Raw genomic sequence first — 24744 nt, 5'->3', positions numbered from 1 at the left:
CACACGCCCTGCTGACTCTGCCCATGCGCTACCCCCTGCCCTACGCGTTCGCACGCAGCCAGCAACTCCTTCTCGAAGAAACCGACGACGGCCGCTACACGCTGTGGATGTCGGACCACCCCGCGCGCAGCGCGGTCGGCGAAGTGGCGCGCAAGTACAACGTGCAGGCTTTCGAGGTGCTGGCCGACGGCCCGCTCGCGCAACGCATCAGCGCGGCCTATGCGCAGGGCGAATCGAGTGCCGCCGCGGTGGTGAGCGAAGTGCAGAACGACGCCGACCTCTCCCGCATGATGCAGGAGCTGCCGGCGGTCGAGGACTTGCTGGCCAGCGCGGGCGATGCGCCCATCATCCGCATGCTCAACGCGCTGCTCACGCAGGCCGCGCGCGACGGTGCGAGCGACATCCACATCGAGCCCTACGAACGCACTTCGTCCGTGCGCTTTCGCATCGACGGCACGTTGCGCGAGGTGGTACAGCCCAACCGCGCGCTGCACGCCGCGCTGATCTCGCGCCTGAAGATCATGGCCGACCTCGACATCTCCGAGAAGCGGCTGCCGCAGGACGGGCGCATCAGCCTGCGCATCGGCACGCGCGCGGTCGACGTGCGGGTCTCCACGCTGCCGAGCGCGCATGGCGAACGCGCCGTGCTGCGCCTCTTGGACAAGAGCGAATCGAAGCTCACGCTCGAATCGGTGGGCATGCTGGGCGACACGCTGGAGCGCTTCGAGAAGCTCATCACGCAGCCGCACGGCATCATCCTCGTCACCGGCCCGACCGGCTCGGGCAAGACCACCACGCTGTATGCCGCGCTGGCCCGGCTCGATGCGAGCCGCAGCAACATCATGACGGTGGAAGACCCCATCGAGTACGAGCTGCCGGGCGTGGGCCAGACGCAGATCAACGCCAAGATCGAGCTCACCTTCGCCAAGGCCCTGCGCGCGATCCTGCGGCAGGACCCGGACGTGATCATGATCGGGGAAATCCGCGACTTCGAGACCGCGCAGATCGCCATCCAGGCTTCGCTCACCGGTCACCTGGTGCTGGCCACGCTGCACACCAACGATTCGGTCAGTGCCGTCACGCGCCTCACCGACATGGGCGTGGAGCCGTTCCTTTTGAGTTCGTCGCTGCTGGGCGTGCTCGCGCAGCGCCTCGTGCGCAAGGTCTGCACGAGCTGCGCGGGCGCCGGCTGCGATGTCTGCGGGCAAACGGGCTACCAGGGCCGCACCGGCATCTTCGAATTGCTGGTGGCCGATGAAACCGTGCAGGGCCTCATCCACAGCAAGGCGGCCGAGAGCGAACTGCTCAAGGCCGGCGCGCGCGGCGGCCTGCGGCTCATGCGCGAAGACGGCGAGCGGCTGGTGCAGGCCGGCATCACTTCGCGTGCAGAGTTGCTGCGCGTCACGCGCGACTAGCGCCGCCGTCTCGCCATGCCCGCCTATTCCTTCGAAGCCATCGACGCCAGCGGCCAGTCGCGCGAAGGCGTGCTCGAGGCCGACACCGCGCGCAGCGCCCGCAGCCTGCTGCGCGCGCAGGCGCTGATTCCGCTGTCGGTCAAGCCGGTCGGCAGCGACCATATCAATGGCACCGGGCAGCGCAGCGGTCTTTCGCGCTGGCTGGGCGGAGGCAAGCGCGTCTTCAATTCCACAGGCCTGGCCGTGTGGACCCGCCAGCTCGCGGGGCTCGTCTCGTCGGGCCTGCCGCTCGAACGCGCGCTCACCGCGCTCACCGACGAAGCCGAGTCCGAGCCGCAGCGCAACCTCGTTGCCTCGCTGCGCGCCGAGGTCAACGCGGGTTCGCCCTTCGCGCGCGCGCTGTCGGCGCACTCGCGCGAGTTCTCGCCCATCTACACCGCCGTGATCGGCGCCGGCGAGCAGAGCGGCAACCTCGGCCTCGTGCTCGACCGCCTGGCCGACGACCTCGAAGAGCGCCAGGCGCTGCAGCAGAAGCTGGTCGGCGCGGCGCTGTACCCGGCCATCGTCACGCTGGTGGCGATCGTGATCGTGATCTTTCTCGTAAGCTACGTGGTGCCGCAGGTGGCGCAGGTGTTCGCGGGCACCAAGCGCTCGCTGCCTTTTCTCACCACCGTGATGCTCTCGCTGAGCGCGGGTGTGCGCAACTACGGCTGGTGGATGCTGGGCGGCGTCGTGCTCCTTGCCATCGGTGCGCGCGTGGCGCTGGCTCAGGAAGCGTTCCGCCTCAAGTTCGATGCGGTCTGGCTCAAGCTGCCGCTGGTGGGCAAGCTCGCGCGCGGCTACAACGCGGCTCGCTTTGCGAGCACGCTCGCGATGCTGGCGACGGCCGGCGTGCCGATCCTGCGCGCGCTGCAGGCCGCCTCCGAAACGCTGGGCAACCGCGCGATGCGCGCCGACGCGCTCGATGCGCTGGTGCTGGTGCGCGAAGGCGCACCGCTCGCTTCGGCGCTCGCGCAGAAGAAGCGCTTTCCGGGCCTCGTGTCGATGTTCGCGCGCCTGGGCGAGCAGACCGGCACGCTGCCGCTGATGCTGCAGCGTGCGGCCAACCAACTGGGCGCCGAAGTGCAGCGCCGCGCGATGCACCTGGCCACCATCCTCGAGCCGCTGCTCATCGTGGCGATGGGCGGCGTGGTGATGCTGATCGTGCTGGCCGTGATGCTGCCCATCATCCAGCTGAACCAGTTCGTCAAATAACGGGAGTTTCGCCATGGCCAATCGAAGCTACCTGTTCGCAAGCCCCTTCGTTCCGGGCCCGGACGCCACGGAAAACGATCCGAGACAGCTCAAGGGCCTCTCGGAGTGCAAGTACAACATCCCGCTGGTCTACCGGCTGCTGGTGTCGGCCGACGTGCAGCGCTGCCGCTCGCTGATCTGGTCCATGCCCGAACCCACGGCGCTCGCGGGCCGCGCTGGCGCGGGCATCGACCGGCTCGCGCAGTTCCTGGCCCGCATCGACCACCCCGCCATCGCACCGATGCGCGACCAGGCGCTCGACTTCCTGAACCGCCACGCCGACCGCAACGGCTACATCTTTCTGGAATGCGCCGAAGTCCTCGGCATGGACGACACGCCACTCGAGACACAGGCCGCAAGCCTGCTGCACGGCGTGCAAAACATCGACGCCGAGGTCGAGGCGGCCCTGGCCCTTCTGGCCCCGAAGAAAAAGAGCTTCTGGGACCGCATCCTCACACCATCCCAGGAGAGCATCGAGGCACCGCTGCGCGACCTGGGCCTGGGCTACTGGTCGGATACGCTCTACTTCTCGCTCGGCGAAGCCCCCGACGACGCCTCCTGAACCTCCGCCCGCACGCCGCCATGCCAGTCACACTCGAAGACAAACTCGTGGTCGCGATCTCCTCGCGCGCGCTCTTCAACCTCGAGGAAGAAAACAGGATCTTCGAATCCGGCGACAACGAGGGCTACATGAAGCTGCAGCTCGACCGGCTCGACGTGCCGGCCGCACCCGGCATCGCGTACTCGCTGATCCGTAAGCTCTTGCGCTTCAACGACGACGGCGTGCAGCGCGTGGAGGTGGTGATCCTCTCGCGCAACGATCCGGTCTCGGGCATGCGCATCTTCAAGTCGAGCGCGGCGGCCGACATCAAGCTGCAGCGCGGCGTGTTCACGCAAGGCCGGCCGCCCTTCGGCTACCTGCGCCCGCTGCGTGCGCATCTGTTCCTTTCCGTCAATGCAGAGGACGTGCGCGAGGCGCTGGTCGCGGGCTTTCCGGCCGCGCGGGTGCTGGTCGAATCGGTGAAGGCGAGCGATGCCTGGCCGAACGAAGTGCGCATCGCCTTCGACGGCGACGCGGTGCTGTTCTCCGACGAGGCCGAGCGCGTGTTCCAGGCCGAGGGGCTCGACGCCTTCCAGGCCCATGAACTCAGCAAGGCCGAGCTGCCATTGCCCGGCGGGCCGTTCAAGCCGCTGCTGGCCGCGCTGCATCGCCTGCAGATGGCGGGCAACGCGCAGATGCGCATCCGCACCGCGCTGGTCACCGCGCGCAGCGCGCCGGCGCACGAGCGCGCGATCCGCACGCTGATGAACTGGAACATCCGCGTCGACGAGGCGATGTTCCTCGGCGGCCTGCCCAAGGGCGAGTTCCTGCGCGAGTTCGAGCCCGACTTCTTCTTCGACGACCAGACAGGTCACGTCGATGCGGCCTCGCGGCATGTGCCCGCGGGGCATGTGGCCAGCGGGATCAGCAACGAGGGCTAGTCCCCAGGCTTCGCGCACTCCGCGTCGCATCGCCCCCTGCAGGGGGCGATGCCGGCGGCCCGGCAAAACCGGGCCCGCGGCATCTCCGGAACAAATTCCGCCCGTTTTCTTGAGCGTTGATCCGTGCGTCGTCACGCGCACGACTTCGCTCTGTCATCCCGCATTCATTGCGGCGTAACGCGCGCTTCTTAGCCTCGCTGTCTGTTCGGTGCGCAGTGCCCTCGTGGCGCTTTTTTTTTGCCGCACCGGCGTCCATCCCTCCGACAGACAGACACACCGGCTTTCTCCGATGCGCCCGACCACACCTTCGCACGCCGCGCATTTCGCGCGTTGGCTCCTGCCCCTCGCCACCTCGTTAGCGCTTGCCGCTTGCGGCGGTGGTGATGGCGGCGGTGTTTCCTTCCCGCTCGTCAATGTGCCGCCCGCCAACAGCAGTGGCGGTGGCAACCCGCCTGCATCCGGTACCAACCAAGGCAAGAGTGGCCCCAAGGCGCTCGTCGTGGAGATCGACGGCCTCACGCACGCCGCCCTGCGCGATGCCATCGCTCAGAACAAGGTGCCGGCATTGCAGTCGCTGCGCGTGGCACCCGCATGGACCGGCGGCGCCAACGGCACGCCGAGCGAACAGCGCACCACCGATGGCCCGGGCTGGGCCACGCTGCTGACGGGCACCTGGGTGACGCGCCACAGCGTGCGCTGGGACACGGTCGACCAGCGCATCGATGCGAAGCTCGCGCCTTCGATCTTCGCGCTCGCCAAGCAGAACAAGGCGGCCGGCTACAAGACCGCGTCGGTCACCTCGAATGCGCTCTATCCGCAGTTGCTGGCCAACGAGAGCGGCACCGTCGACGGTGCTGTCGATTGCGCAGGCGCCGATGCCTGCGTGACCGAGCGCACCGCGCAGTTCATCGATGCCGGCTACGACCTGACGGTCGCGCAGTACGGCGCACCGGCCGCCGCCGCCGGCAACGGCCTGAAGAGCGACGCCTACCAGCGCGCGATTTCCGACACCTCGGCCGCAGTCGGCCGGTTGCTCGCGCGCATTGCGCAACGCACGGCCAACGATGCGAAGGAAGACTGGCTCGTCATCCTCACCACCGGCCACGGCCTGGACGCCTTCGGCACGGCCTCCGGCCTGCAGGCCATCGACAACAAGACCGTCTTCATCGCCAGCAACAAGACGCTGGCCGCACTGCCCGGAACGGGCACGGCCGCACCGGCGGACACCGCGCTGCTGCAGCTCGCCGCGGCGACAGACATCGCACCGACCGTGCTGCGCCACCTCGGCGCACTGCCGGCGGCGGAGGCCTACAACTTCAACGGGCAGGCTCTGCAGGCAGCCACATCACTGCGCAATCTCACCGCCAAGGCGGGTGCCGACAAGAACAGCATCGAGCTCTCGTGGGCGCTCTCGGGCGCTGCGACCGCGCCGGTGCAGGTGCTGCGCGACGGCAAGCTGGTGGCCACGCTGCCGGCGGGCTCGACCGCCTACGCCGACCCCATCGTGGCCGACGCGGATGGGCTCTACACCTACCAGTACACCGTCGTCGCCGGCGAAGCCAGCATCGCGCTCGCCGCGCAGCTTGCCTACGTGAAGCCCGCGACGCTTGCGCCCACGCTGGTGAACGGCCTCGTCAACTACTACCCGCTGGACACGCTGCCGGCCACGGACCTGAAGAACGCCTCCACCCTCGCGCCCTGGGCGGCCGATGCCAACGGCGGCACGGTGGTCGACGACGGTTTCAAGCTTCCCTACAAGGTCAAGGCGCTGCGTGTCGACAGCACGGTGAAGAACGCGAGCGGCACGGCCGGCTACCGCCTGCTGCAGACCACCGACGTCGCCACCAACCCGGCCGTCACCGCCTACACCATCGGCTTCTGGCTGCGCACCGACGCGACCTGCAGCGTGGGCGCGGGCGACGGCGCCTCGGTGATTGCCAACAAGAACTACGACAGCGGCAGCAACGCCGGCCTGGCGATCGGCCTGTTCAGCAGCTGCGAGCTGCGCTTCAACGTCGGCAAGGGCGGTGGCCGCGCCGACAGCAACGGCTACGGCCTGAGCGCCGGCCAGTGGGCCTACGTGGCGGTGGTGATCGACAAGGCCAACCTGAAGATGACCGCCTACCTGTTCGACGCGGCACGCGCGATGCAGACCGGCAGCGCCACCCTCAACGCCGACATCGTGGCCCAGCTGGGCGGCCTGAAGAACGGCCTCAGCCTCAACGAGGACGGCACCGGCCAGTACTACAAGCGCTGGACCAGCTCGCCGCGCGGCACGCTGGACTTCAACGAGTTCGCCATCTGGAACCGTGCGCTCACCGCCGACGAGCTGACCAGCATCTTCAAGTCGGGCCAGCCGCTGATGTTGCTGCTGCCCTGAATCGCTCCCGATCACCCCCCGAAAACAAACGACTCAAGAGGATCCCCATCATGCGAATTCCCTTCCTTGCCCCGCGCCTCGTGCCCGTGCTGTCCACGCTGATCATGGCCTGTGCCCTGTCCGCCTGCGGCGGCGGCAGCGGCGGTGGCGGCTTCGCCGGCCTGCCCGGTGCCGGCACGCCCCCCACCACTCCGCCCGTGACGACCCCGCCCGAGACCGGCGTCGCCCCCGTGAAGAGCTGCGCGCCCTGAAAGAGAGAGCCCACGCCATGAAGCAGAACGACAAGTCCACGAACTCGCGCCGCAAGTTCCTCACGGGCACCGCCACCACCGGCGCCGCAGCGCTCGCGCTCTCGGCCTTTCCGCCCGCCATTCGCCGCGCGCTCGCCATTCCGGCCAACAACAAGACCGGCACCATCCAGGACGTCGAGCACATCGTGATCCTGATGCAGGAGAACCGCTCGTTCGACCACTACTTCGGCACGCTGATGGGCGTGCGCGGATTCGGCGACCGCTTCACCATTCCGCTGCCCAAGGGCCTGAACGTATGGCAGCAGAGCGATGCCACCGGCAAGCAGATCCTGCCCTACCACCTGGACAGCCGCATCGGCAACGCGCAGCGCGTGAGCGGCACGCCGCACTCGTGGAGCGACGGCCAGAACGCATGGGACGGCGGACGCACCTACCAGTGGCCGCGCTACAAGACCAACGCGTCGATGGGCTACTTCAAGGAGACCGAGCTCGCCTTCCAGTTCGCGCTGGCCAACGCCTTCACGATCTGCGACGACTACCACTGCAGCATGCACACGGGCACCAACTCGAACCGCATGTTCCACTGGACCGGCACCAACGGCCCCAGCGGCCAGCTCGGCAACGGCGTGGCCGGCGTGGCCACCGTCAACAACGAATGGGACGACAGCTACACCCCGCCCTCGACCACCGGCTACGAGTGGAAGACCTTCCCCGAGCGCCTGCAAGCGGCCGGCGTCAGCTGGATCGTGTACGAAAACATGCGCGACAACTTCGGCGACAACCCGCTCGTCGGCTTCAAGCAGTACCGCCAGGCCAGCGAGGCATCGGGCAAGCCAGTGACGAGCACCGGCACGGTGCCGGCCTACGATCCTGCCAGCGACGACGTCGGCAACCCGCTGTACAAGGGCATTGCCAACACCATGCCCGGCGCCAACGTGGATGAGTACCTGAACACCTTCCGCAACGACGTGAAGAACGGCAAGCTGCCGAAGGTGTCGTGGATCATCGCGCCCGCCACCTACTCGGAGCACCCTGGTCCGTCGAGCCCGGTGCAGGGCGGCTGGTACATCCAGGAAGTGCTGGACGCGCTCACCGCCGTGCCCGAGGTCTGGAGCAAGACCGTGCTGCTCATCAACTTCGACGAGAACGACGGCTACTTCGACCACTACCCGTCGCCGGCCGCGCCCTCGATCAACCCCGACGGCTCGATGGCCGGCAAGACCACGCTGCCCGAGGCCGACCTCGCCGTGGAGCGCTTCAACCACCCGAAGCCGCCGGGCACCAGCAGCCAGCCCGCGCCCGATGGCCGCGTGTATGGCCCCGGCGTGCGCGTGCCGATGTACATCGTCTCGCCGTGGAGCCGTGGCGGCTGGGTCAACTCGCAGGCCTTCGACCACACCTCGGTGATCCGCTTCATCGAGACGCGCTTCGGCGTGAAGGAACCCAACATCTCGCCGTTCCGGCGCGCGGTGTGCGGCGATCTCACGAGCGCCTTCAACTTCGCGACGCCCAACACCGAGGCGCTGCCCACGCTCGCGGGCCGCACGACCCGCACCAGCGCCGACAAGACGCGCAGCGACCAGGAAGCCCTGGCGCAGGTACCGCTGCCGCTGGATGCGCAGCTGCCGCGCCAGGCCACCGGCACGCGCCCCTCGCGCGCGCTGCCCTACGAGCTGCACGTGAGCGCACGCGCCGATTCGATCAGCGGCAAGATCCAGCTGCTGTTCAAGAACAGCGGCAAGGCCGCGGCCGTGTTCCACGTCTACGACAAGCTCAACCTCGACCGCCTGCCGCGCCGCTACATGGTGGAGCCGGGCAAGATGCTCGACGACGCCTGGAACCCGATGACCGACAACAGCGGCTTCTATGACCTCTGGGTGCTCGGGCCGAACGGCTTTCACCGCCACTTCAAGGGCGACCTCAATGCGCTGCGCACGAGCGGCGCGAATCCCGAGGTGCGCGTGTGCTACGACATCGCCAACGGCAACGTCTACCTGGAGATGCTCAACGCCGGCAAGAACGCCGCCAAGTTCACCGTGCGCGCGAAGGCCTACCGCAACGACGGCCCGTGGAACGCCACCGTTGCCGGCGGCGGCGCCAACAAGGCCGAGCAGCTCTGGGTGCTGGCGAGCAGCGGCCAGTGGTACGACTTCGCGGTGACCTGCGATGCCGACCCGTCCTACTACCGCCGCTTTGCGGGCCGCGTGGAAAACGGCAAGCACACGGTGAGCGATCCCGCCATGGGCATGGCCGATCTGTGAGCACTGCATCCGACCACAGACCCATGAACTCACGCCGCAAATTCCTCACCGGCACCGCCACAACCGGTGCCGCCGCACTCGCGCTCTCGGCCTTTCCGCCGAGCATCCGCCGCGCCCTCGCCATCCCCGCCAACAACAAGACCGGCACGATCATGGACGTCGAGCACGTCGTGATCCTGATGCAGGAGAACCGCTCGTTCGACCACTATTTCGGCACGCTCATGGGCGTGCGCGGCTTCGGTGACCGCTTCACCATTCCGCTGCCCAAGGGCCTGAACGTGTGGCAGCAGAGCGACGCCTCGGGCAAGCAGATCCTGCCGTACCACTTCGACAGCCGCAAGGGGAACGCCCAGCGCGACGGCGGCACACCGCACGACTGGAACGACAGCCAGAACGCGTGGGACAACGGCCGCATGTACCAGTGGCCGCGCTACAAGACCAACAAGGCAATGGGCTACCACAAGGAGGCCGAGGTTCCCTTCCAGTACGCGCTGGCCAATGCCTTCACGATCTGCGACGCGTACCACTGCGGGATGCACACCGGCACGGATGCGAACCGCTCCTTCCATCTCACCGGCACCAACGGACCGACCGCGCAGAACGTGGCGTTCGTGCGCAACGAATGGGACTGGATCGAGGGCAAGCCCGCCTCGGCCAACACCGGCTACACGTGGAAGACGTATGCCGAACGCCTGGAGGACGCGGGCGTCAAGTGGATCAGCTACCAGAACATGCCCGACGAATGGGGCGACAACATGCTGGGCGCGTTCCAGCAGTTCCGCCAGGCCAATCTCGCCTCGGGCTTTCCGGTGTGCAGCGGCGGCGCGCCGAACCAACCTTACGCGGACACCGGCCAGGCCTTGCCCTACCACGCCTACGACGCGGCCTCGGACAACGCCAAGAACCCGCTCTACAAGGGCGTGGCCAACACGCTGCCGGGCACGCGCCCCGAGGAGTACCTGGACGCCTTCAAGCGGGACATCCGCGAAGGCAAGCTGCCGCAGGTCTCGTGGATGAACGCGCCGTCGATCTACTGCGAGCATCCCGGGCCCTCGAGCCCCGTGCAGGGCGCATGGTTCCTGCAGGAAGTGCTGGACGCGCTCACCGCCGTGCCCGAGGTCTGGAGCAAGACCGTGCTGCTCATCAACTTCGACGAGAACGACGGCTACTTCGACCACGTGCCCTCGCCCTCGGCGCCCTCGCCCAACGGCGACGGCACCTACGCCGGCAAGACGACGCTGCCCGATGCGGACCTGGGCGCCGAGTACTTCACGCACCCGGCACCGGCCGGCAGCAGCAGCCAGCCCAAGCCCGACGGCCGCGTCTACGGTCCGGGGCCGCGCGTGCCGCTGTACGTGATCTCGCCGTGGAGCCGCGGCGGCTGGGTCAGCTCGCAGGCCTTCGACCACACCTCGGTGTTGCGCTTCCTCGAGACGCGCTTTGGCGTGAAGGAACCCAACATCTCGCCGTTCCGGCGCGCGGTGTGCGGCGATCTCACGAGCGCCTTCAACTTCGCGACGCCCAACACCGAGGCGCTGCCCACGCTCACGGGCCGCACGACGAAGGCCGATGCCGACAGGCTGCGCAACGACCAGCAGGCGCTGCCGCAGGTGCCGCTGCCGCTGGACCCGCAGCTGCCGCGCCAGTTCACCGGCACGCGGCCTTCGCGCGCGCTGCCTTACGAGCTGCATGCGAGCGCCAAGGCCGACACGATCGGCGGCAAGGTGCAACTGCTGTTCTCGAACACCGGCAAGGCGGCTGCGGTGTTCCACGTCTACGACAAGCTCAACCTCGACCGCTTGCCCCGCCGCTACATGGTGGAGCCAGGCAAGATGCTCGACGATTCGTGGAACGCGATGACCGACAACAGCGGTTTCTACGACCTGTGGGTGCTCGGGCCGAATGGCTTTCACCGTCACTTCAAGGGCGACCTCAACCGCCTTCGCGCGGGCGATGCGGCGGTGCCTGAAGTTCGCGTGTGCTACGACATCGCGAACGGCAACGTCTATGTGAGCATGCGCAACGACGGCAAGAATCCTTGCACGTTCACCGTGCGTGCGAAGGCCTACCGCAACGATGGTCCGTGGACCGCCACCGTCAATGGCGGCGCTGCTGTTGACCAGCACTGGGAGCTCGCCGCGAGTGGCCAGTGGTACGACTTCGCGGTGACCTGCGATGCCGATGCCGGCTACTACCGCCGCTTTGCGGGCCGCGTGGAAACCGGCAAGCACACGGTGAGCGATCCGGCGATGGGCTTGGCCGACCTCTGAGCGTTCGTGCCTCGTGGGCGAGGTGAAAAAAGAAGTGCGTGCAACGCGCGCTTACACCTCGCCCCCTCTGGTTCATGCCGATGTCATGGGCGCTTTCTAGCCTCGAGTGCAGCGGCCTCCACGACGTCCGTGGAGTGCCCGCTCAACACTCCAAGAGGATCTCCCCCGATGCGACTTCTTTCTTATTCCGCGCGGCTGGCACCCGCATTGATCGTGGCCTGCGTGCTCTCCGCCTGCGGCGGTGGCAGCGATGGCGGCGGTGGATTCTTCGGTGGCCTGCCCGGCGCCGGAGCACCCCCGACCACTCCGCCCGTCACGCCGCCCGACACCGGCGTCAAACCCGAGATGCGTTGCGCGCCCTGAAGATTGCGTTAAAAAAACCAGAACAACACGACCATGACCTCACGCCGCAAATTCCTCACCGGCACCGCCACCACCGGTGCCGCCGCACTCGCGCTCTCGGCCTTTCCGCCGAGCATCCGCCGCGCCCTCGCCATTCCGGCCAACAACAAGACCGGCACGATCATGGACGTCGAGCACGTCGTGATCCTGATGCAGGAGAACCGCTCGTTCGACCACTACTTCGGAACGCTCAAGGGCGTGCGCGGCTTCGGCGATCGCATGACCATCCCGCTGCCCAACGGCCTGGCCGTGTGGCAGCAACTCGACGATGCAGGCAAGCAGGTGGTGCCCTACCACCTCGATGCGACCAAGGGCAACGCGCAGCGCGTGAGCAGCACGCCGCACACCTGGGTCGACTCGCACAATGCATGGGACGGCGGCCGCCTCTATCAATGGCCGCGCTACAAGAAGGTGAACAACAAGGCGCCCTTCACGCAGTCGATGGGCTACCTCACGGAGGCCGAGCTTCCGTTCCAGTTCGCACTGGCCAACGCCTTCACGATCTGCGACGACTACCACTGCGCGATGCACACCGGCACGCACGCCAACCGCTCGTTCCACTGGACCGGCACCAATGGTCCCAACAGCTCGGCCGGTGGCAACCAGGCCTACGTGAACAACGTCAACCCGTGGAGCTCGACCGGCCCTTCGACCGAGGGCTACGAGTGGAAGACCTATGCGGAGCGCCTGCAGGAAGCCAACGTCAGCTGGATCGTCTACCAGAACATTCCGAACAACTACGGCTGCAATCCGCTCCTGGGCTTCAAGCCGTACCGCAAGGCGAACGAGGCCTCGGGCAAGCCGGTGAGCACCTCGCTGCCGCAAGGCGCATCGCCCGCCTACGCGCCCGGCGACGATGCCGGCAATCCACTCTACAAAGGCACCGCCAACACGCTGCCGGTGGCCGACCAGGCGGCCTTCGATGCGGGCGCGATCTTCGATGCGTTCCGCGCCGACGTGAAAGCCGGCCGCCTGCCGCAGGTGTCGTGGATCATTCCGCCGGACGTGTACTCCGAGCACCCCGGCCCGTCGAGCCCGGTGCAAGGCGCCTGGTACATCCAGGAAGTTCTGGACGCGCTCACCGCGGTGCCCGAGGTGTGGAGCAAGACGGTGTTCATCGTCAATTTCGACGAGAACGACGGCTACTTCGACCACGTGCCCTCGGCCTCCGCGCCCTCGCCCATTCCCTCGGCCGACCCCGGCGTGAAAACCTTCGCCGGCAAGACCACGCTGCCGGACGCGGACCTGAGCTACGAGTACTTCAACCATCCGAAGCCCCCGGGCATGACCGCCTCGCAGCCCACGCCCGACGGCAACGTCTACGGCCCGGGCATGCGCGTGCCGATGTATGTGATCTCGCCGTGGAGCCGCGGTGGCTGGGTCAACTCGCAGACCTTCGATCACACCTCTGTGCTGCGTTTCCTGGAAGCACGTTTCGGCGTGAAGGAAACCAACATCAGCCCGTTCCGCCGCGCGGTGAATGGCGACCTCACGAGCGCCTTCAACTTCGCCACGCCGAATGAAGAAGCGCTGCCCACGCTCGCAGGCCGCCGCAGCAAGGCCGAGGCCGACCAGGTGCGCGCCGCACAGGACGCGCTGCCGCAGGTCACGCCGCCGGGCGACGGCAAGCTGCCCGTGCAGGCCACCGGCACGCGGCCTTCGCGCGCGCTGCCCTATGAGCTGCACGCCAGCGCCAAGGTCGACACGGCCGGCGGCAAGGTGCAGTTGCTGTTCTCGAACACGGGCAAGGCCGCGGCTGTGTTCCATGTCTACGACAAGCTCAACCTCGACCGCCTGCCGCGCCGCTACATGGTGGAAGCGGGCAAGTCGCTGGACGACACCTGGGCCGCGGCTGCCGACAACGCCGGCAAGTACGACCTGTGGGTGCTCGGGCCGAATGGCTTTCATCGCCACTTCCAGGGCGACCTCGGCACCGTGCGCGCAAGCGGCGTGGCGATTCCCGAGGTGCGCGTGTGCTACGACATCGCCAACGGCAACGTCTACCTGAGCATGCGCAACGACGGCAAGGCCGCCTGCAAGTTCACCATCCGCGCCAAGGCCTACCGCGGCGACGGCCCGTGGACCGCGACCGTGAACGGCGGCGCCACCGTCGACCAGCATTGGGATCTTGCAGCGAGCGGCCAGTGGTACGACTTCGCGGTGACCTGCGATGCCGATGCCGGCTACTACCGCCGCTTCGCCGGCCGCGTGGAAACCGGCAAGCACACGGTGAGCGATCCGGCGATGGGCCTGCCCGACCTCTGAGCCGCGCAAAATGCCGGCATGCTGATCCTCCAACATGCCGACATCCTCGTCACCATGGACGCCGCCCGGCGCGAAATCGCCGACGGCGCCGTGGTGACCGACGGCCCCGCGGTGGCCTGGGCCGGCCCCACCACCGAGCTGCCCACCACCTACCTCGACGCCCTGCAGAGCGGCCAGGCCGAGGCTCTCGACATGCACGGCCATGTCGTGATGCCCGGCCTGGTCAACACGCACCACCACATGTACCAGAGCCTCACGCGCGCCGTGCCCGAGGCGCAGGACGCGGAGCTCTTCGGCTGGCTCACGAACCTGTATCTGCTGTGGGCGCGTCTCACGCCCGAGATGATCCGCGTCTCGACGCAGACCGCGATGGCCGAGCTGATGCGCTCGGGCTGCACCACCACCAGCGACCATCTCTACCTGTTCCCCAACGGCTCGAGGCTCGACGATTCGATCGAGGCGGCCGATGCGATGGGCATGCGCTTTCATGCCGCGCGCGGCAGCATGAGCGTGGGCCGCAGCGCCGGCGGCCTGCCGCCCGACGAGGTGGTGGAAACCGAAGAGGCCATCCTGCGCGACAGCGAGCGGCTCATCGGCCGCTGGCACGATGCCTCGCGCCATTCGATGCGCCGCATCGTGCTCGCACCCTGCTCGCCGTTCTCCGTCTCGCGCGACCTGATGCGCCTGTCGGCCGAGCTGGCGCGCGAGCGCGGCGTGTCGCTGCATACGCACCTGGCCGAGAATGACAACGACGTCGCCTACTCGCGCGAGAAGTTCGGCATGACACCCGCCGAGTACGCCGAAGACCTGGGCTGGGTCGGCCGCGACGTGTGGCACGCGCACTGCGTGAAGCTCGACGAGGCGGGCATCGCGCTCTTCGGCCGCACCGGCACCGGTGTGGCGCATTGCCCTTGCTCGAACATGCGGCTGGCCTCGGGCATCGCGCCCATCGGTGCGATGCGGCGCGCGGGCGTTCCCGTGGGCCTGGGCGTGGATGGCAGCGCGTCGAACGACGGCGCGCACATGCTGGGCGAAGCACGGCAGGCCATGCTGCTGCAGCGTGTGGGATACGGCCCCGCGGCGATGACAGCGCGCGAGGCGCTGGAGATCGCGACGCTCGGCGGTGCGCGCGTGCTGGGGCGCGACGACATCGGCGCGATCGAGCCGGGCATGTCGGCGGACATCGTCGCCTTCGACATGCGCGGCGTGGCGCATGCAGGGGCGTGGCATGACCCGGTGGCGGCGCTGGTGTTCTGTACGCCGGGGGAAGTCTCGCTGAGTGTGATCAACGGGAAGGTCCGCATCCGAGGCGGGCGCTTCACGGGGTTGGAGTTGGCGCCGTTGCTGGCGAGGCATCGAGGCCTGGCGCAAACGCTCTACGAAGGCGCGCGGCATCCGCACATGGCGGGGCGATGAGGGGAAAAAATCCAGTTCGAGCGAGCCGCTCGAACGAGCGCCTGCCGCCTGGGCCACGCGCCCTCGCGCACGGACATCCGGCGGCGCTCAGCGCCGCATGGTGTCCAGCTGCGTGACGGGCGCGCTGTCGTTGCCCCATGAGCCGCGGATGTAGGTGAGCACCGCCGCCACTTCCGCGGCATCGAGCACCTGCCCGAACGGCGGCATGCCGTAGGGACGCGGGTTGCCCGCCGTCGATGGCAGGAAGCCGCCGTGCGAGACGACCTGGATGAGGTTCGTCGGCGGCGACATGTTCACCGCGCGATTGCCCGCGAGCGGCGGGTAGGCGCCGCTCGCGCCCTGGCCCTGGTCGCCATGGCAGTAGGCGCAGCGCTGGTCGTAGATCTTGCCGCCGCGCGCCATCGCACCGGCATCGCGGCGGACGGGCGCCAAGGGGCGCGCAGGCTCGTCGACCTTGGGAACATCGGGCAGGTCTTTGAGGTAACCCGCCATCGCCGCGAGGTCGGCTTCGCTCAGGTGCTGCGTGCTGCGGAACACCACGTCGGCCATCGGCCCCATCACCGAGCCGCCCGGCGCGGTGCCGGTCTTGAGCAGCGCCACCACGTCGGCCGTGGGCCATCCGGCCACGCCGGCCTGGCGCTTGTCGGTGAGCGACGGCGCATACCAGTTCTCCACCGCGATCAGTCCGCCCGAAAGGCCGAGCTTGGTCTCGGTGGCACCCAGCGAATTGCGCGCGCCGTGGCAGGCGATGCAATGGCCGAGGCCATCGACAAGGTAGGCGCCGCGGTTCCATTCGGCCGGCTTGCCCGCGTTGGCCACGAAGGGCTCGGGCTTGAACGAGAGCGCACGCCACACGGCCAGCGCGGCCTGCGTGTCGTAGGGAAAGCGCAGCCGGTGCGCGAGGTTCGGTGCGGGCGCGGGAGCCACGGTGCGCAGGTACGCGTAGATGGCGTCCGAGTCCTCGCGCGTCACCTTGGTGAAGTTGGGGTACGGGAACGCCGGGTAGAGCAGGCGCCCGTCCTTGCTGCGGCCGTTGTGCATCGCGCGCCAGAAATGCGCGCTGCTCCAGCTGCCGATGCCCGTCTCGGGATCGGAGGTGAGATTGCTCGAGTAGATGGTGCCGAAGGGCGTCTCCAGCGGCAGCCCGCCCGCGTAGGGCTGGCCGCCGCGCGTGGTGTGGCAGCCGGCGCAGTTGCCGGCCAGCGCGAGGTAGCGGCCGCGCTCGACCTGTTGCGGCGTGGCGTCGAAGGCTTGCGGCTGCTCGGGCAGCGGGTCTTCGCCGCGCAGGTTCATCGCCACGAGCACGCCGGCGCACACGGCCGCAAGCACGATCAGGGTCAGCAGGGTCCAGCCGAGGTGTCGCAGTTTCATCGGCGGCTCACTTCGGCATGCCGCCGCAGGCGACGGGCAACGGTGCGGGCAACGAAGCCGCGGGCTTGGTGTTCGCCGGCATCGGCTGCACGGCCAGCCAGCTCGCGACCGCGTTGATGTCGGCCGTCGTCATGTGGCGTCCCACCTCGGCCATGCAGTCGGGCGCCATCGCATGCCGCTCGCTCGTGAGCCATGCGCCGAGCTGCGACGACACATAAAGCCGCGGCAGCCCGAGCAGCCCCGGGATGGCCGGCTGCACGCCGGTGAGCGCCGCGCCGTGGCATTGCACGCAGGCCGGAATGCCGCGCGCCGCGTCGCCTTCGAGCGCGAGCTTCCGGCCGCGCTGCAGCTGCTCGGGTGTCGCATCGCTGTTGGGGGAGATCGGCGGGTACGGCAGGTCGAGCCCCGCGAAGTACTCGGCCATCTCGCGGAGGTACGCGTCGGAGAGGTGCTGCACCATGTAGGCCATGTCGGCGTTGAAACGGCGGCCGTCGCGAAAGCTCACGAGCTGGTTGAAGAGGTAGCCCGCAGGCTTGCCGGCCAGGCGCGGAAAGAAACCCGCATTGGTGGTCGCGCCTTCGCGGCCGTGGCAGGCAATGCAGGCGGCCACGCGCTGCTCGATGGTGTCGGGCACGGTGGCCGGCGGCGCGGCACTCGCCATGCCCTGCACGAGGAACAGCAGCGCGAGCGCGAAGGAGCGGAGACCGGTGCTCATGTGCCGGCCACGAAGCGCGCCAATGTGATCAGGCCCGCAACCAGCAACAGCACCACGACCAGCGCGACGCCGATCAGCGGCAGGATGCCGACCTGCGCGGTCCGCTTGTCGGCGTCGGCACGGCGGCCACCCAGCCCGATGAAACTCCAGAGAACGGCGCGCACTGCGCGCAAGAGATTGGACATGCACCGACTGTGCCCTAGAAAGCCCCGAAAAAACAGATGCAGATCCGGCCTGATTCACCGGTGCAGATAAAGTCCGTGCGAATGACGAACCACGCGCCATGAAACGTTACGAAGCCCTCGCCGCCGACCTCGAGGCCTCGATTCGCAATGGCACGCTGAAGACCGGCGACCGCCTGCCCTCGGTGCGCCACACGGGCCAGAGCCGCGGCGTCAGCGCATCGACGGTGTTCCAGGCGTACTACCTGCTCGAAGCACGCGGCCTCGTGCGTGCGCGCGACCGCTCGGGCTACTACGTCACGGGCAGGGGCCTGCGCGATGCGCCGCCCGAATCCACCCTCACCTCGCGCCCCGCGGAGGGGCCGATGTCGCTCGACGTGAGCGACCGGGTGTTCGACATTCTCGAAGCCAGCATGTCGCGCAAGGTCGTGCCCTTCGGCTCGGCGTTTCCGAGCCCGCTGCTCTTTCCGCTGGCACGGCTCGGCCAGTTCATGGCCGCGAGCGCGAAGTCGCTCGACCCGTGGAGCACGGTGGACGACCTCACGCCGGGCAGCGCGGCGCTGCGACGGCAGATCGCGCTGCGCTACCTCGCTGACGGCATGCAGGTACCGGCCGAGGAGATCGTCATCACCAATGGCGCGCTCGAGGCGCTCAACCTCTGCCTCGCGGCGGTCACGCGGCCGGGCGATGCGGTGATCGTGGAGTCGCCCACCTTCTATGCCGCGCTGCAGGCGCTGCAGCGCATGGGGCTCAAGGCCATCGAGGTGCCGACGCATCCGGGCGAAGGCATCGACCTCGGCGCGCTCGAAGAAGCCATCGCGGCGCACAAACCCAAGGCCTGCTGGCTCATGACGACCTTCCAGAACCCGCTCGGCAGCCTGATGCCCGATGCGAAGAAGAAGGCCTTGGTCGAACTGCTCGCGCGCCACGAACTGCCGCTGATCGAAGACGACGTGTACGCCGAGCTCTACTTCGGCGAGCGCAAACCCGCGCCGGCCAAGGCCTTCGACACGCAGGGGCTGGTGCTGCATTGCTCGTCGTTCTCCAAATGCCTCGCGCCGGGCTACCGCATCGGCTGGACCTCGGCCGGGCGCTTTGCGCGCAAGGTGGCGCGGCAGAAACTCACGTCCACGCTCAGCACCTCGGCGCCCGCGCAGCTTGCGCTCGCGACGTACCTGGAAAAGGGCGGCCTCGACAAGCATCTGCGCAAGCTCCGCCAGACGCTCGCGATGCAGCAGGCGACTTTCGCACAGGCGGTGGGGCATTACTTTCCCGAGGGCACGCGCGCCACACGGCCGCTCGGCGGCTACTTCCTGTGGGTCGAATTGCCGGCGCAGGTGAACGCGCTCGAGATCCATCGCGAAGCGCTGGCGCTCGGCATCAGCGTTGCGCCGGGACCGATCTTTTCAGCGACGCGGGCCTTCACGCATTGCCTGCGCCTGAACTACGGCCACGCGTGGAATGCAGAGAGCGAAAAGGCTATGCGGACACTGGGCCGCCTGGTGGCCGAAGCTGGAGGCGATACAGCCTGAAGAGCAGGAACGATGCGATGCAGAGGTTCAGCAGGTTCCAGCCGATGCCGTTGACGAAAGCCGCGTGGTAGCTGCCGGTCAGGTCGAAGACCTTGCCCGACATCCACCCGCCCAGCGCCATGCCGAACAGCGAGAACATCAGCACCGTGCCCACGCGCGCGCCGGCTTCCTTCGGCGGAAAGTGCTCACGCACGATGATCGCGTAGGACGGCACGAGGCCGCCCTGGAAAAGCCCGAACAGCGCCGAGATCACATAGAGCGACACCAACCCGTCGAACGGCAGGAACAGCAGCAGCGCGATGCACTGCAGCACGCCGCCCAGCAGCAGCGTGCGCAGGCCTCCGATGCGGTCGCAGATCGCGCCCGACACCAGCCGGCTCACCACGCCGAAGCCGAGCATCAGCGACAGCATCATCGCGCCCTGCGTGGGCCCGTAGCCGAGGTCGCCGCAGTAGGCCACGATGTGCACCTGCGGCATGGCCATCGCCACGCAGCAGGCCACGGCCGCGACGCACAGGAGGCCTTGCGCGGTCGTCATGCTCAAGCCGAAGGGGCGTGTCATGTCGCGCGGCGCCGTTGCATTCGATGCATTGCCGGCGACCGGTGCAACGGCCACCGCCGGCGGCCGCGCGCGGAAGAAGAGCGCCAGCAGCGCCATCGCGACGCCGCAGAAGATGCCCATGCCGATGTAGGTCTGTCGCCAACCGACCGTCTCGATGAAATGCTGCGCAATGGGCGGCCAGATGGCACCGGCGACATAGTTGCCGCTCGCGCAGATCGCCACCGCGATGCCGCGCCGCTTGACGAACCACAGCGATGTGTCGGCCACCAGCGGCGCGAAGGCGGCCGAGCTGCCCAGCAGGCCGACCAGCAGGGCCTGTGCGACGGTGAACGAGACGATGCCGCCCGACAGCCCCGTGGCGATGTAGCCCGCACCAAGAAAAACCGAACCCATCAGCAGCGGCCACATCACGCCGAAACGGTCGGCCAGCCGGCCCATGAGCACGCCGCCGAAACCGAAGCCGAGCATCAGCCAGGTGTAGGGCAGCGAGGCATCGGCGCGGTCGATGCCGAACTCGGCCTGCACCGCGGGAAGCATCACCGAGACCACGTACATGCCGCTGCTGCCGACCGTCATGATCAGGAGCGTGAGGGCAAGGCGAAGCATGGCGTAGCGCGAATCCGCCGCGTGGGCGGTTGTCTCGGATGTCTTCATTGTTTTCTTCTCCTCGCCGAGGATACCCCTCGGCGCAAAGATGCGGGCGCGCCATGTCCGGCGGCACGGGCCGCCTTCGCGCGCGAGACGCGGATCAGCTCACCGAGACGACCGGCAGCGTGACGTTCGCCGAAGCCTTGGGCATCGGCCCACCCGGCTTGGGCTTGTCGTCGCAACCGGCCGCGATGAGGCCGATGCAGAACAGAAGAGCAAGTGCAGTGCTTCTCATCCGGAAGATGCTATGCCTGCCGCCTTGCCAGTCAAGTCGGACACCGCGCCGACAAGACCCTGTCGGCTACCGGCTTCTCCAGGCCTGCGTGCGCTTGAGCGCCCAGTGCCCGGCCAGCGCGAAGACGCCGCGCCCGATCGCCGCCGTGAGCATGATCAGCGAGGCCATGGCAGCCGCGGGCGCGACGTCGCCGGCATCGTCCATGTTGAGCACGGCGATGGCGGCCAGCGTGGTCTGCGGCGAATAGAGGAACACGACGGCCGACACGGTGGTCATCGCGTTGACGAAGAAATAGCCGCCCACGTTGAGCACCGTCGGCAGCGCCACCGGCAGGTGCACGCGCCAGAGCGTGCGCCAGAACGGCACGCCCATCGACTCGGACACGAGTTCGTACTCGCGGTCGAGCTGGCGCAGCGCGGCGAGTGAGGTGAGGTGCGCCACCGAGAAGAAGTGCGCCACCGTACAGATGACCAGGATCGTCATGCCGCCGTAGAGACCGTTCAACGGATTCGACGGCGAGATGAAGAAGAAGATGTAGCCCACACCCAGCACCAGCCCCGGCACCGCGAGCGGCAGGTTGGCGAGCAGGTTGAGCAGTTCGCGCAGCAGGCCGAAGTGGCGCGGCTTCTCCACTAGGTAGGCAGAAACGAAGGTGACGAGCGCGCCCGCCACCGCGGCACACAGCGCAAGGCGCAGCGAGTTGAAGTAGCTGCCCCAGCCGCCGCCGTCCATGTTGCTGAAGTCGTAGTTCTTCAGCGACGGCGTGAGCTTGTACGGCCAGTAGGTCGCGAGCGATGCGAACACCGCCATGCCGATCATCACGAGGATGGCGCAGGCCGTGAGCGTGCAGAACACGAGCAGCGCGCGGTCGCGCGACGCCACGGGTTCGGGCTGGTAAGGTGTGGCGCGCGCGGAGAGCGCCGCGGCCTGCTTGCTGCGCACGCGGCGCTCGACCAGGAAGGACAGCACCGCGGGAATCAGCAGCACGAGGCCGACCACCGCGCCCATCTGGAAGTTCTGCTGCCCGACCACCTGTTTGTAGATGTCGGTCGCGAGCACGCCGGTCTGGCCGCCCACCACCTTGGGCACGCCGAAGTCGGTGATGACGAGCACGAACACCACCATCGCGGCCACGATGAGGCCGTAGCGCGAGGACGGCAGCGTCACGGTGCGGAAGATGCGCCAGCGCGAGGCGCCGAGCGTCTGCGCCGCTTCGTACAGGCGGCCGTCGGACGTGGCCATGGCGGTCGTGAGGATCAAAAGCGCATGCGGCAGCGTCCAGAACACCGAGCCGAGCACGATGCCCAGCGGCCCGTAGATCGAGGCATCGCCCATCAGCCCCTTGAACAACCCCTGGTTGCCAAAGAGATAGACCAGGCTGATGGCCGGCAACAGCGAAGGCGCGAGCAGCGGAATGAGCGCCACCGCGCGCAGCACGCCCTTGGCCGACATGCACGAGAGCGTGAGCGCGTAGGCGTACACATAGGCGATGGCCGTGCAGATCACGGCGCTGATCGCGGCGAGCCACAGGCTGTTGAAGGCCGATTGCACGAGCGCCGGGCTGTCAAGGTAGCGCGCAAAGTTCGCGAGGCCGACAAAAGCGCCGGCGCGGTCGAAGAAGCTCTGGCCGACCAGCGCGCCGACGGGCAGCGCGACGATCACGACCAGCAGCAGGACGACGAGGGCAACGGCCGCGCCGGTGAGCCAGCGCTCGCGGTCGAATGCACTGCTGCGCGCCATCACCACCGGCACTGCGGCGATGGCGCCGGGAGAACTGCTCATGCTCAATGCGCCAGCACGGACAGCGCGTTCAGCGGCAGCTGGATGTGCACCATGCTGCTGGGCACCAGCGGCTCGTCGCCGCCGCTGCGCGCATCGGCGGGCAATTCGGCCTCGATCTCGATGCCCAGCGGTTCGCAGGCCAGCCGCGCCGAGGTGCGGTTGCCGAAGAACTCGGTGTCGAGCAGGCGTGCCGCAAAGCTGTTGGCGCCGAGCTCGGTGCCGAAGCGCTTGACCACCACATGTTCAGGGCGGATGCCCACGGTGGCTTGCGAGCCCACGCTGAGGTTGCCGGGCGCGCAGAAGAGTTCGCTGTCGCGCACGCGCACCTTGCCGTCGGCCAGCACGGTCGCGGGCAGCATGTTCATGCGGCCGACGAAACCGGCCACGAAGCGGGTGCGCGGCTGGCGGTACAGCTCGTCGGGCGTGCCGGCCTGCTCGATGCGGCCGTTGTGCATCAGCACCACGCGGTCGGCCATCGAGAGCGCTTCTTCCTGGTCGTGCGTGACCATGATGGTGACGATGCCCAGGCGCTTCTGCAGCGCGCGGATTTCGCTGCGCAGGCTCGCGCGCACCTGCGCGTCGAGCGCGGAGAGCGGCTCGTCGAGCAGCAACAGGCGCGGGTTCGGTGCAAGGGCGCGCGCCAGCGCGATGCGCTGCTGCTGGCCGCCCGAGAGCTGCACGGGGTACTTGTCTGCATGTGCCGTGAGGCCGACGAGGTCGAGCATTTCGCGCGAGCGCTTGGCCATCTCGCGTGCCAGCGCGCCGGTGGGGTGCAGGCCGTAGGCGATGTTCTGTGCCGCCGTGAGGTTCGGGAACAGCGCATACGACTGGAACACCACGCCGAAGCCGCGCGCCGCGGGCGGCAGGCCCGCGATGTCCTGCCCGCCGAGCAGGATCTGCCCGCCGTCGGCACGCTCGATGCCGCACACGATGCGCAGCAGCGTGGTCTTGCCGCAACCCGAGGGACCGAGCAGGCACACGAATTCGCCCGGCTCGATGTCCAGATCGATGCCGTCGAGCACGCGGGTGGCACCAAAGGACTTGCCGATGCCGCGAAGGGAGAGAAAGCTCGTCATGTGCTGCTGTCCGGAAACCTGATCACATCGGCTTCTTTTCGGACTTCGATTCGTAGCGCTTCGACCATTCGGTGAGGATGCGGTCGCGATTGGCAGCAGCCCAGGTGAAGTCGTTCTTGGCGAGCAGCTTCTCGACGTCGCCCGGCACGAACTCGAGCTTTTCCTGGATGCCCGGCAGCGCGAGCACGGCGAAGTTCTTGGCGTAGAGCTCGTTGGCCTGCTTGGTGACGGCCCAGTCGGCGAGCGCCTTGGCGGCGTCCTGCTTCTTGCTGGTCTTGATGATGCCGGTGGCTTCCATGTCCCAGCCGAGGCCTTCCTTGGGCAGCACGATGTCGATCGGCGCGCCGTCGCGCTTGGTCTTGTTGGCGCGGTATTCGAAGGACATGCCGAGCGCGAATTCACCCGCGCCGGCCTGGCGGCAGGGCTTGCTGCCCGATTGGCTGTAGATGCCGATGTTCTGGTGCAGCGCGTCCATGTACTTCCACGCCTTTTCCTCGCCCATCATCTGGATCCAGCCCGACACCATCAGGTAGCCGGTGCCCGATGCCGCGGGGTTGGGCATGGTGATCTGGCCCTTGTAGACCGGGTTGGTGAGGTCGGCCCAGCTCGTGGGCTTGGGCAGGTTCTTCTTCGTGGCTTCGGCGGTGTTGAAGCAGATGGCCGACGACCACACGTCCATGCCGACCCACTTGGGCGGGTTGGCCGGATCGCGCATGGTGGCCTTCACCGCATCGAGGCCCTTGGGCGCGTAGGGCTGGAGCATGCCTTCCTTGTCGAGCAGCATCAGCGAGGTGGCGGCCAGGCCCCACACCACGTCGGCCTGCGGGTTGGCCTTTTCGGCCAGCAGCTTGGCGGTGACGATGCCGGTGGAATCGCGCACGAACTTCAGTTCGATGGTCGGGTTTTCCTTTTCGAACGCGGCCTTGTAGGCCTGCACCTGGTCGGCTTCGAGCGCGGTGTAGACCAGCAGTTCGGTGCGGCCTTGCGCGGAAGCGGCGAACGCCAGCGAGAACAAGGCGGCCGGCACGGCGGCACGACGGATGAAGCGAAGCAGCATGATGGGAAATCCCTGGCGATGATGGAAATGACGCGGACAAAAGTACGCACGGCGTGGCCGTGACCGCGGCGATGCTCGCAGCGGCATGTGACAGGGGTTTGTCAGATGCGTCACACGGGGGTCATGGCACGGGGCGATGCTTCCCGGGC

General features: G+C 68.0%; 20 protein-coding genes. 12 read left to right on the top strand and 8 right to left on the bottom strand.

Going from position 1 to position 24744, the window contains the following annotated elements:
• The first annotated feature begins 23 nt into the window (after positions 1-23).
• The 11 genes from J2W23_RS21735 to J2W23_RS21685 all read left to right on the top strand — a co-directional run bounded on the left by J2W23_RS21735 (position 24) and on the right by J2W23_RS21685 (position 15435).
• On the top strand, positions 24-1415 hold the full coding sequence (locus J2W23_RS21735) for a GspE/PulE family protein (protein WP_307650210.1): 1392 nt from the start codon (positions 24-26) through the stop codon (positions 1413-1415).
• A 15-nt stretch (positions 1416-1430) separates the two neighbouring features.
• Positions 1431-2669 carry a type II secretion system inner membrane protein GspF gene (gene gspF, locus J2W23_RS21730; RefSeq protein ID WP_176660308.1) on the top strand — a complete coding sequence of 413 codons (1239 nt, stop codon included), beginning with the start codon at positions 1431-1433 and terminating at the stop codon, positions 2667-2669.
• Between the two features lie 13 nt (positions 2670-2682).
• The gene (locus tag J2W23_RS21725; protein ID WP_307650209.1) at positions 2683-3270 is read left to right on the top strand and encodes a DUF7822 domain-containing protein; all 588 of its coding nucleotides are present in this window, start codon (positions 2683-2685) and stop codon (positions 3268-3270) included.
• A gap of 20 nt (positions 3271-3290) precedes the next feature.
• The gene (locus tag J2W23_RS21720; protein ID WP_307650208.1) at positions 3291-4190 is read left to right on the top strand and encodes a 5'-nucleotidase; all 900 of its coding nucleotides are present in this window, start codon (positions 3291-3293) and stop codon (positions 4188-4190) included.
• A 289-nt stretch (positions 4191-4479) separates the two neighbouring features.
• Positions 4480-6570 carry a LamG-like jellyroll fold domain-containing protein gene (locus J2W23_RS21715; RefSeq protein WP_307650207.1) on the top strand — a complete coding sequence of 697 codons (2091 nt, stop codon included), beginning with the start codon at positions 4480-4482 and terminating at the stop codon, positions 6568-6570.
• A 50-nt stretch (positions 6571-6620) separates the two neighbouring features.
• Positions 6621-6821 (top strand): hypothetical protein, encoded by a 201-nt coding sequence (locus tag J2W23_RS21710; protein WP_307650206.1) that lies wholly within the window; start codon positions 6621-6623, stop codon positions 6819-6821.
• Between the two features lie 17 nt (positions 6822-6838).
• On the top strand, positions 6839-9082 hold the full coding sequence (locus J2W23_RS21705) for a phosphocholine-specific phospholipase C (RefSeq protein WP_307650205.1): 2244 nt from the start codon (positions 6839-6841) through the stop codon (positions 9080-9082).
• Between the two features lie 23 nt (positions 9083-9105).
• On the top strand, positions 9106-11352 hold the full coding sequence (locus tag J2W23_RS21700; protein ID WP_307650204.1) for a phosphocholine-specific phospholipase C: 2247 nt from the start codon (positions 9106-9108) through the stop codon (positions 11350-11352).
• 168 nt (positions 11353-11520) lie between these two features.
• Positions 11521-11715, top strand: coding sequence for a hypothetical protein (locus J2W23_RS21695; protein WP_307650203.1), 195 nt, complete (start codon positions 11521-11523; stop codon positions 11713-11715).
• A 33-nt stretch (positions 11716-11748) separates the two neighbouring features.
• Positions 11749-14019, top strand: coding sequence for a phosphocholine-specific phospholipase C (locus J2W23_RS21690; protein ID WP_307650202.1), 2271 nt, complete (start codon positions 11749-11751; stop codon positions 14017-14019).
• Between the two features lie 18 nt (positions 14020-14037).
• A complete protein-coding gene (locus J2W23_RS21685; protein WP_307650201.1) occupies positions 14038-15435 on the top strand; it encodes an 8-oxoguanine deaminase in 1398 nt (465 codons plus the stop codon).
• A gap of 87 nt (positions 15436-15522) precedes the next feature.
• Here J2W23_RS21685 and J2W23_RS21680 read toward each other — a convergent pair whose 3' ends face one another.
• From J2W23_RS21680 to J2W23_RS21670, 3 genes are read right to left on the bottom strand one after another with little or no spacing between them, the layout of a single operon-like run.
• A complete protein-coding gene (locus tag J2W23_RS21680; protein ID WP_307650200.1) occupies positions 15523-16806 on the bottom strand; it encodes a c-type cytochrome in 1284 nt (427 codons plus the stop codon).
• Positions 16807-16813: 7 nt separating this feature from the next.
• Positions 16814-17521 carry a c-type cytochrome gene (locus J2W23_RS21675; protein WP_307650199.1) on the bottom strand — a complete coding sequence of 236 codons (708 nt, stop codon included), beginning with the start codon at positions 17519-17521 and terminating at the stop codon, positions 16814-16816.
• Positions 17518-17706, bottom strand: coding sequence for a DUF2970 domain-containing protein (locus J2W23_RS21670; protein ID WP_176660299.1), 189 nt, complete (start codon positions 17704-17706; stop codon positions 17518-17520). Before J2W23_RS21670 ends, J2W23_RS21675 begins: the two co-directional genes overlap by 4 nt.
• A 98-nt stretch (positions 17707-17804) precedes the next feature.
• Here J2W23_RS21670 and J2W23_RS21665 point away from each other — a divergent pair, with 98 nt between their 5' ends.
• On the top strand, positions 17805-19235 hold the full coding sequence (locus J2W23_RS21665; RefSeq protein ID WP_307650198.1) for an aminotransferase-like domain-containing protein: 1431 nt from the start codon (positions 17805-17807) through the stop codon (positions 19233-19235).
• Here J2W23_RS21665 and J2W23_RS21660 read toward each other — a convergent pair.
• From J2W23_RS21660 to J2W23_RS21640, 5 genes are all read right to left on the bottom strand, one after another.
• Complete coding sequence (locus tag J2W23_RS21660) at positions 19183-20451, bottom strand: MFS transporter (protein WP_307650196.1); 1269 nt, start codon at positions 20449-20451, stop codon at positions 19183-19185. The genes J2W23_RS21665 and J2W23_RS21660 overlap by 53 nt on opposite strands.
• Before the next feature lie 94 nt (positions 20452-20545).
• Positions 20546-20680 carry a hypothetical protein gene (locus tag J2W23_RS21655; RefSeq protein ID WP_307650195.1) on the bottom strand — a complete coding sequence of 45 codons (135 nt, stop codon included), beginning with the start codon at positions 20678-20680 and terminating at the stop codon, positions 20546-20548.
• A gap of 66 nt (positions 20681-20746) precedes the next feature.
• Positions 20747-22462 carry a putative 2-aminoethylphosphonate ABC transporter permease subunit gene (locus J2W23_RS21650; RefSeq protein ID WP_307650194.1) on the bottom strand — a complete coding sequence of 572 codons (1716 nt, stop codon included), beginning with the start codon at positions 22460-22462 and terminating at the stop codon, positions 20747-20749.
• Positions 22463-22464: 2 nt separating this feature from the next.
• Positions 22465-23538, bottom strand: coding sequence for an ABC transporter ATP-binding protein (locus tag J2W23_RS21645; RefSeq protein ID WP_176660295.1), 1074 nt, complete (start codon positions 23536-23538; stop codon positions 22465-22467).
• Positions 23539-23560: 22 nt separating this feature from the next.
• Entirely contained in the window at positions 23561-24595 is a 1035-nt protein-coding gene (locus tag J2W23_RS21640) for a putative 2-aminoethylphosphonate ABC transporter substrate-binding protein (protein WP_307650193.1), read from the bottom strand.
• Positions 24596-24744 lie beyond the last annotated feature (149 nt).

The sequence above is a fragment of the Variovorax boronicumulans genome (assembly GCF_030812215.1).
GTDB classification, from domain to species: Bacteria; Pseudomonadota; Gammaproteobacteria; order Burkholderiales; family Burkholderiaceae_C; genus Variovorax; species Variovorax boronicumulans_C.
The sequence above is the reverse complement of the archived record's forward strand: the minus strand, read 5'-3'. Positions and strand labels throughout refer to the sequence as shown.

Coding starts and splice junctions, on each gene's coding strand:
- J2W23_RS21685 (WP_307650201.1), top strand. CDS start 14,038: ATGCTGATCCTCCAACATGCCGACATCCTCGTCACCATGGACGCCGCC.
- J2W23_RS21680 (WP_307650200.1), bottom strand. CDS start 16,806: ATGAAACTGCGACACCTCGGCTGGACCCTGCTGACCCTGATCGTGCTT.
- J2W23_RS21735 (WP_307650210.1), top strand. CDS start 24: ATGCGCTACCCCCTGCCCTACGCGTTCGCACGCAGCCAGCAACTCCTT.
- gspF (WP_176660308.1), top strand. CDS start 1,431: ATGCCCGCCTATTCCTTCGAAGCCATCGACGCCAGCGGCCAGTCGCGC.
- J2W23_RS21705 (WP_307650205.1), top strand. CDS start 6,839: ATGAAGCAGAACGACAAGTCCACGAACTCGCGCCGCAAGTTCCTCACG.
- J2W23_RS21665 (WP_307650198.1), top strand. CDS start 17,805: ATGAAACGTTACGAAGCCCTCGCCGCCGACCTCGAGGCCTCGATTCGC.
- J2W23_RS21720 (WP_307650208.1), top strand. CDS start 3,291: ATGCCAGTCACACTCGAAGACAAACTCGTGGTCGCGATCTCCTCGCGC.
- J2W23_RS21675 (WP_307650199.1), bottom strand. CDS start 17,521: ATGAGCACCGGTCTCCGCTCCTTCGCGCTCGCGCTGCTGTTCCTCGTG.
- J2W23_RS21710 (WP_307650206.1), top strand. CDS start 6,621: ATGCGAATTCCCTTCCTTGCCCCGCGCCTCGTGCCCGTGCTGTCCACG.
- J2W23_RS21645 (WP_176660295.1), bottom strand. CDS start 23,538: ATGACGAGCTTTCTCTCCCTTCGCGGCATCGGCAAGTCCTTTGGTGCC.
- J2W23_RS21695 (WP_307650203.1), top strand. CDS start 11,521: ATGCGACTTCTTTCTTATTCCGCGCGGCTGGCACCCGCATTGATCGTG.
- J2W23_RS21715 (WP_307650207.1), top strand. CDS start 4,480: ATGCGCCCGACCACACCTTCGCACGCCGCGCATTTCGCGCGTTGGCTC.
- J2W23_RS21660 (WP_307650196.1), bottom strand. CDS start 20,451: ATGAAGACATCCGAGACAACCGCCCACGCGGCGGATTCGCGCTACGCC.
- J2W23_RS21690 (WP_307650202.1), top strand. CDS start 11,749: ATGACCTCACGCCGCAAATTCCTCACCGGCACCGCCACCACCGGTGCC.
- J2W23_RS21650 (WP_307650194.1), bottom strand. CDS start 22,462: ATGAGCAGTTCTCCCGGCGCCATCGCCGCAGTGCCGGTGGTGATGGCG.
- J2W23_RS21655 (WP_307650195.1), bottom strand. CDS start 20,680: ATGAGAAGCACTGCACTTGCTCTTCTGTTCTGCATCGGCCTCATCGCG.
- J2W23_RS21725 (WP_307650209.1), top strand. CDS start 2,683: ATGGCCAATCGAAGCTACCTGTTCGCAAGCCCCTTCGTTCCGGGCCCG.
- J2W23_RS21640 (WP_307650193.1), bottom strand. CDS start 24,595: ATGCTGCTTCGCTTCATCCGTCGTGCCGCCGTGCCGGCCGCCTTGTTC.
- J2W23_RS21700 (WP_307650204.1), top strand. CDS start 9,106: ATGAACTCACGCCGCAAATTCCTCACCGGCACCGCCACAACCGGTGCC.
- J2W23_RS21670 (WP_176660299.1), bottom strand. CDS start 17,706: ATGTCCAATCTCTTGCGCGCAGTGCGCGCCGTTCTCTGGAGTTTCATC.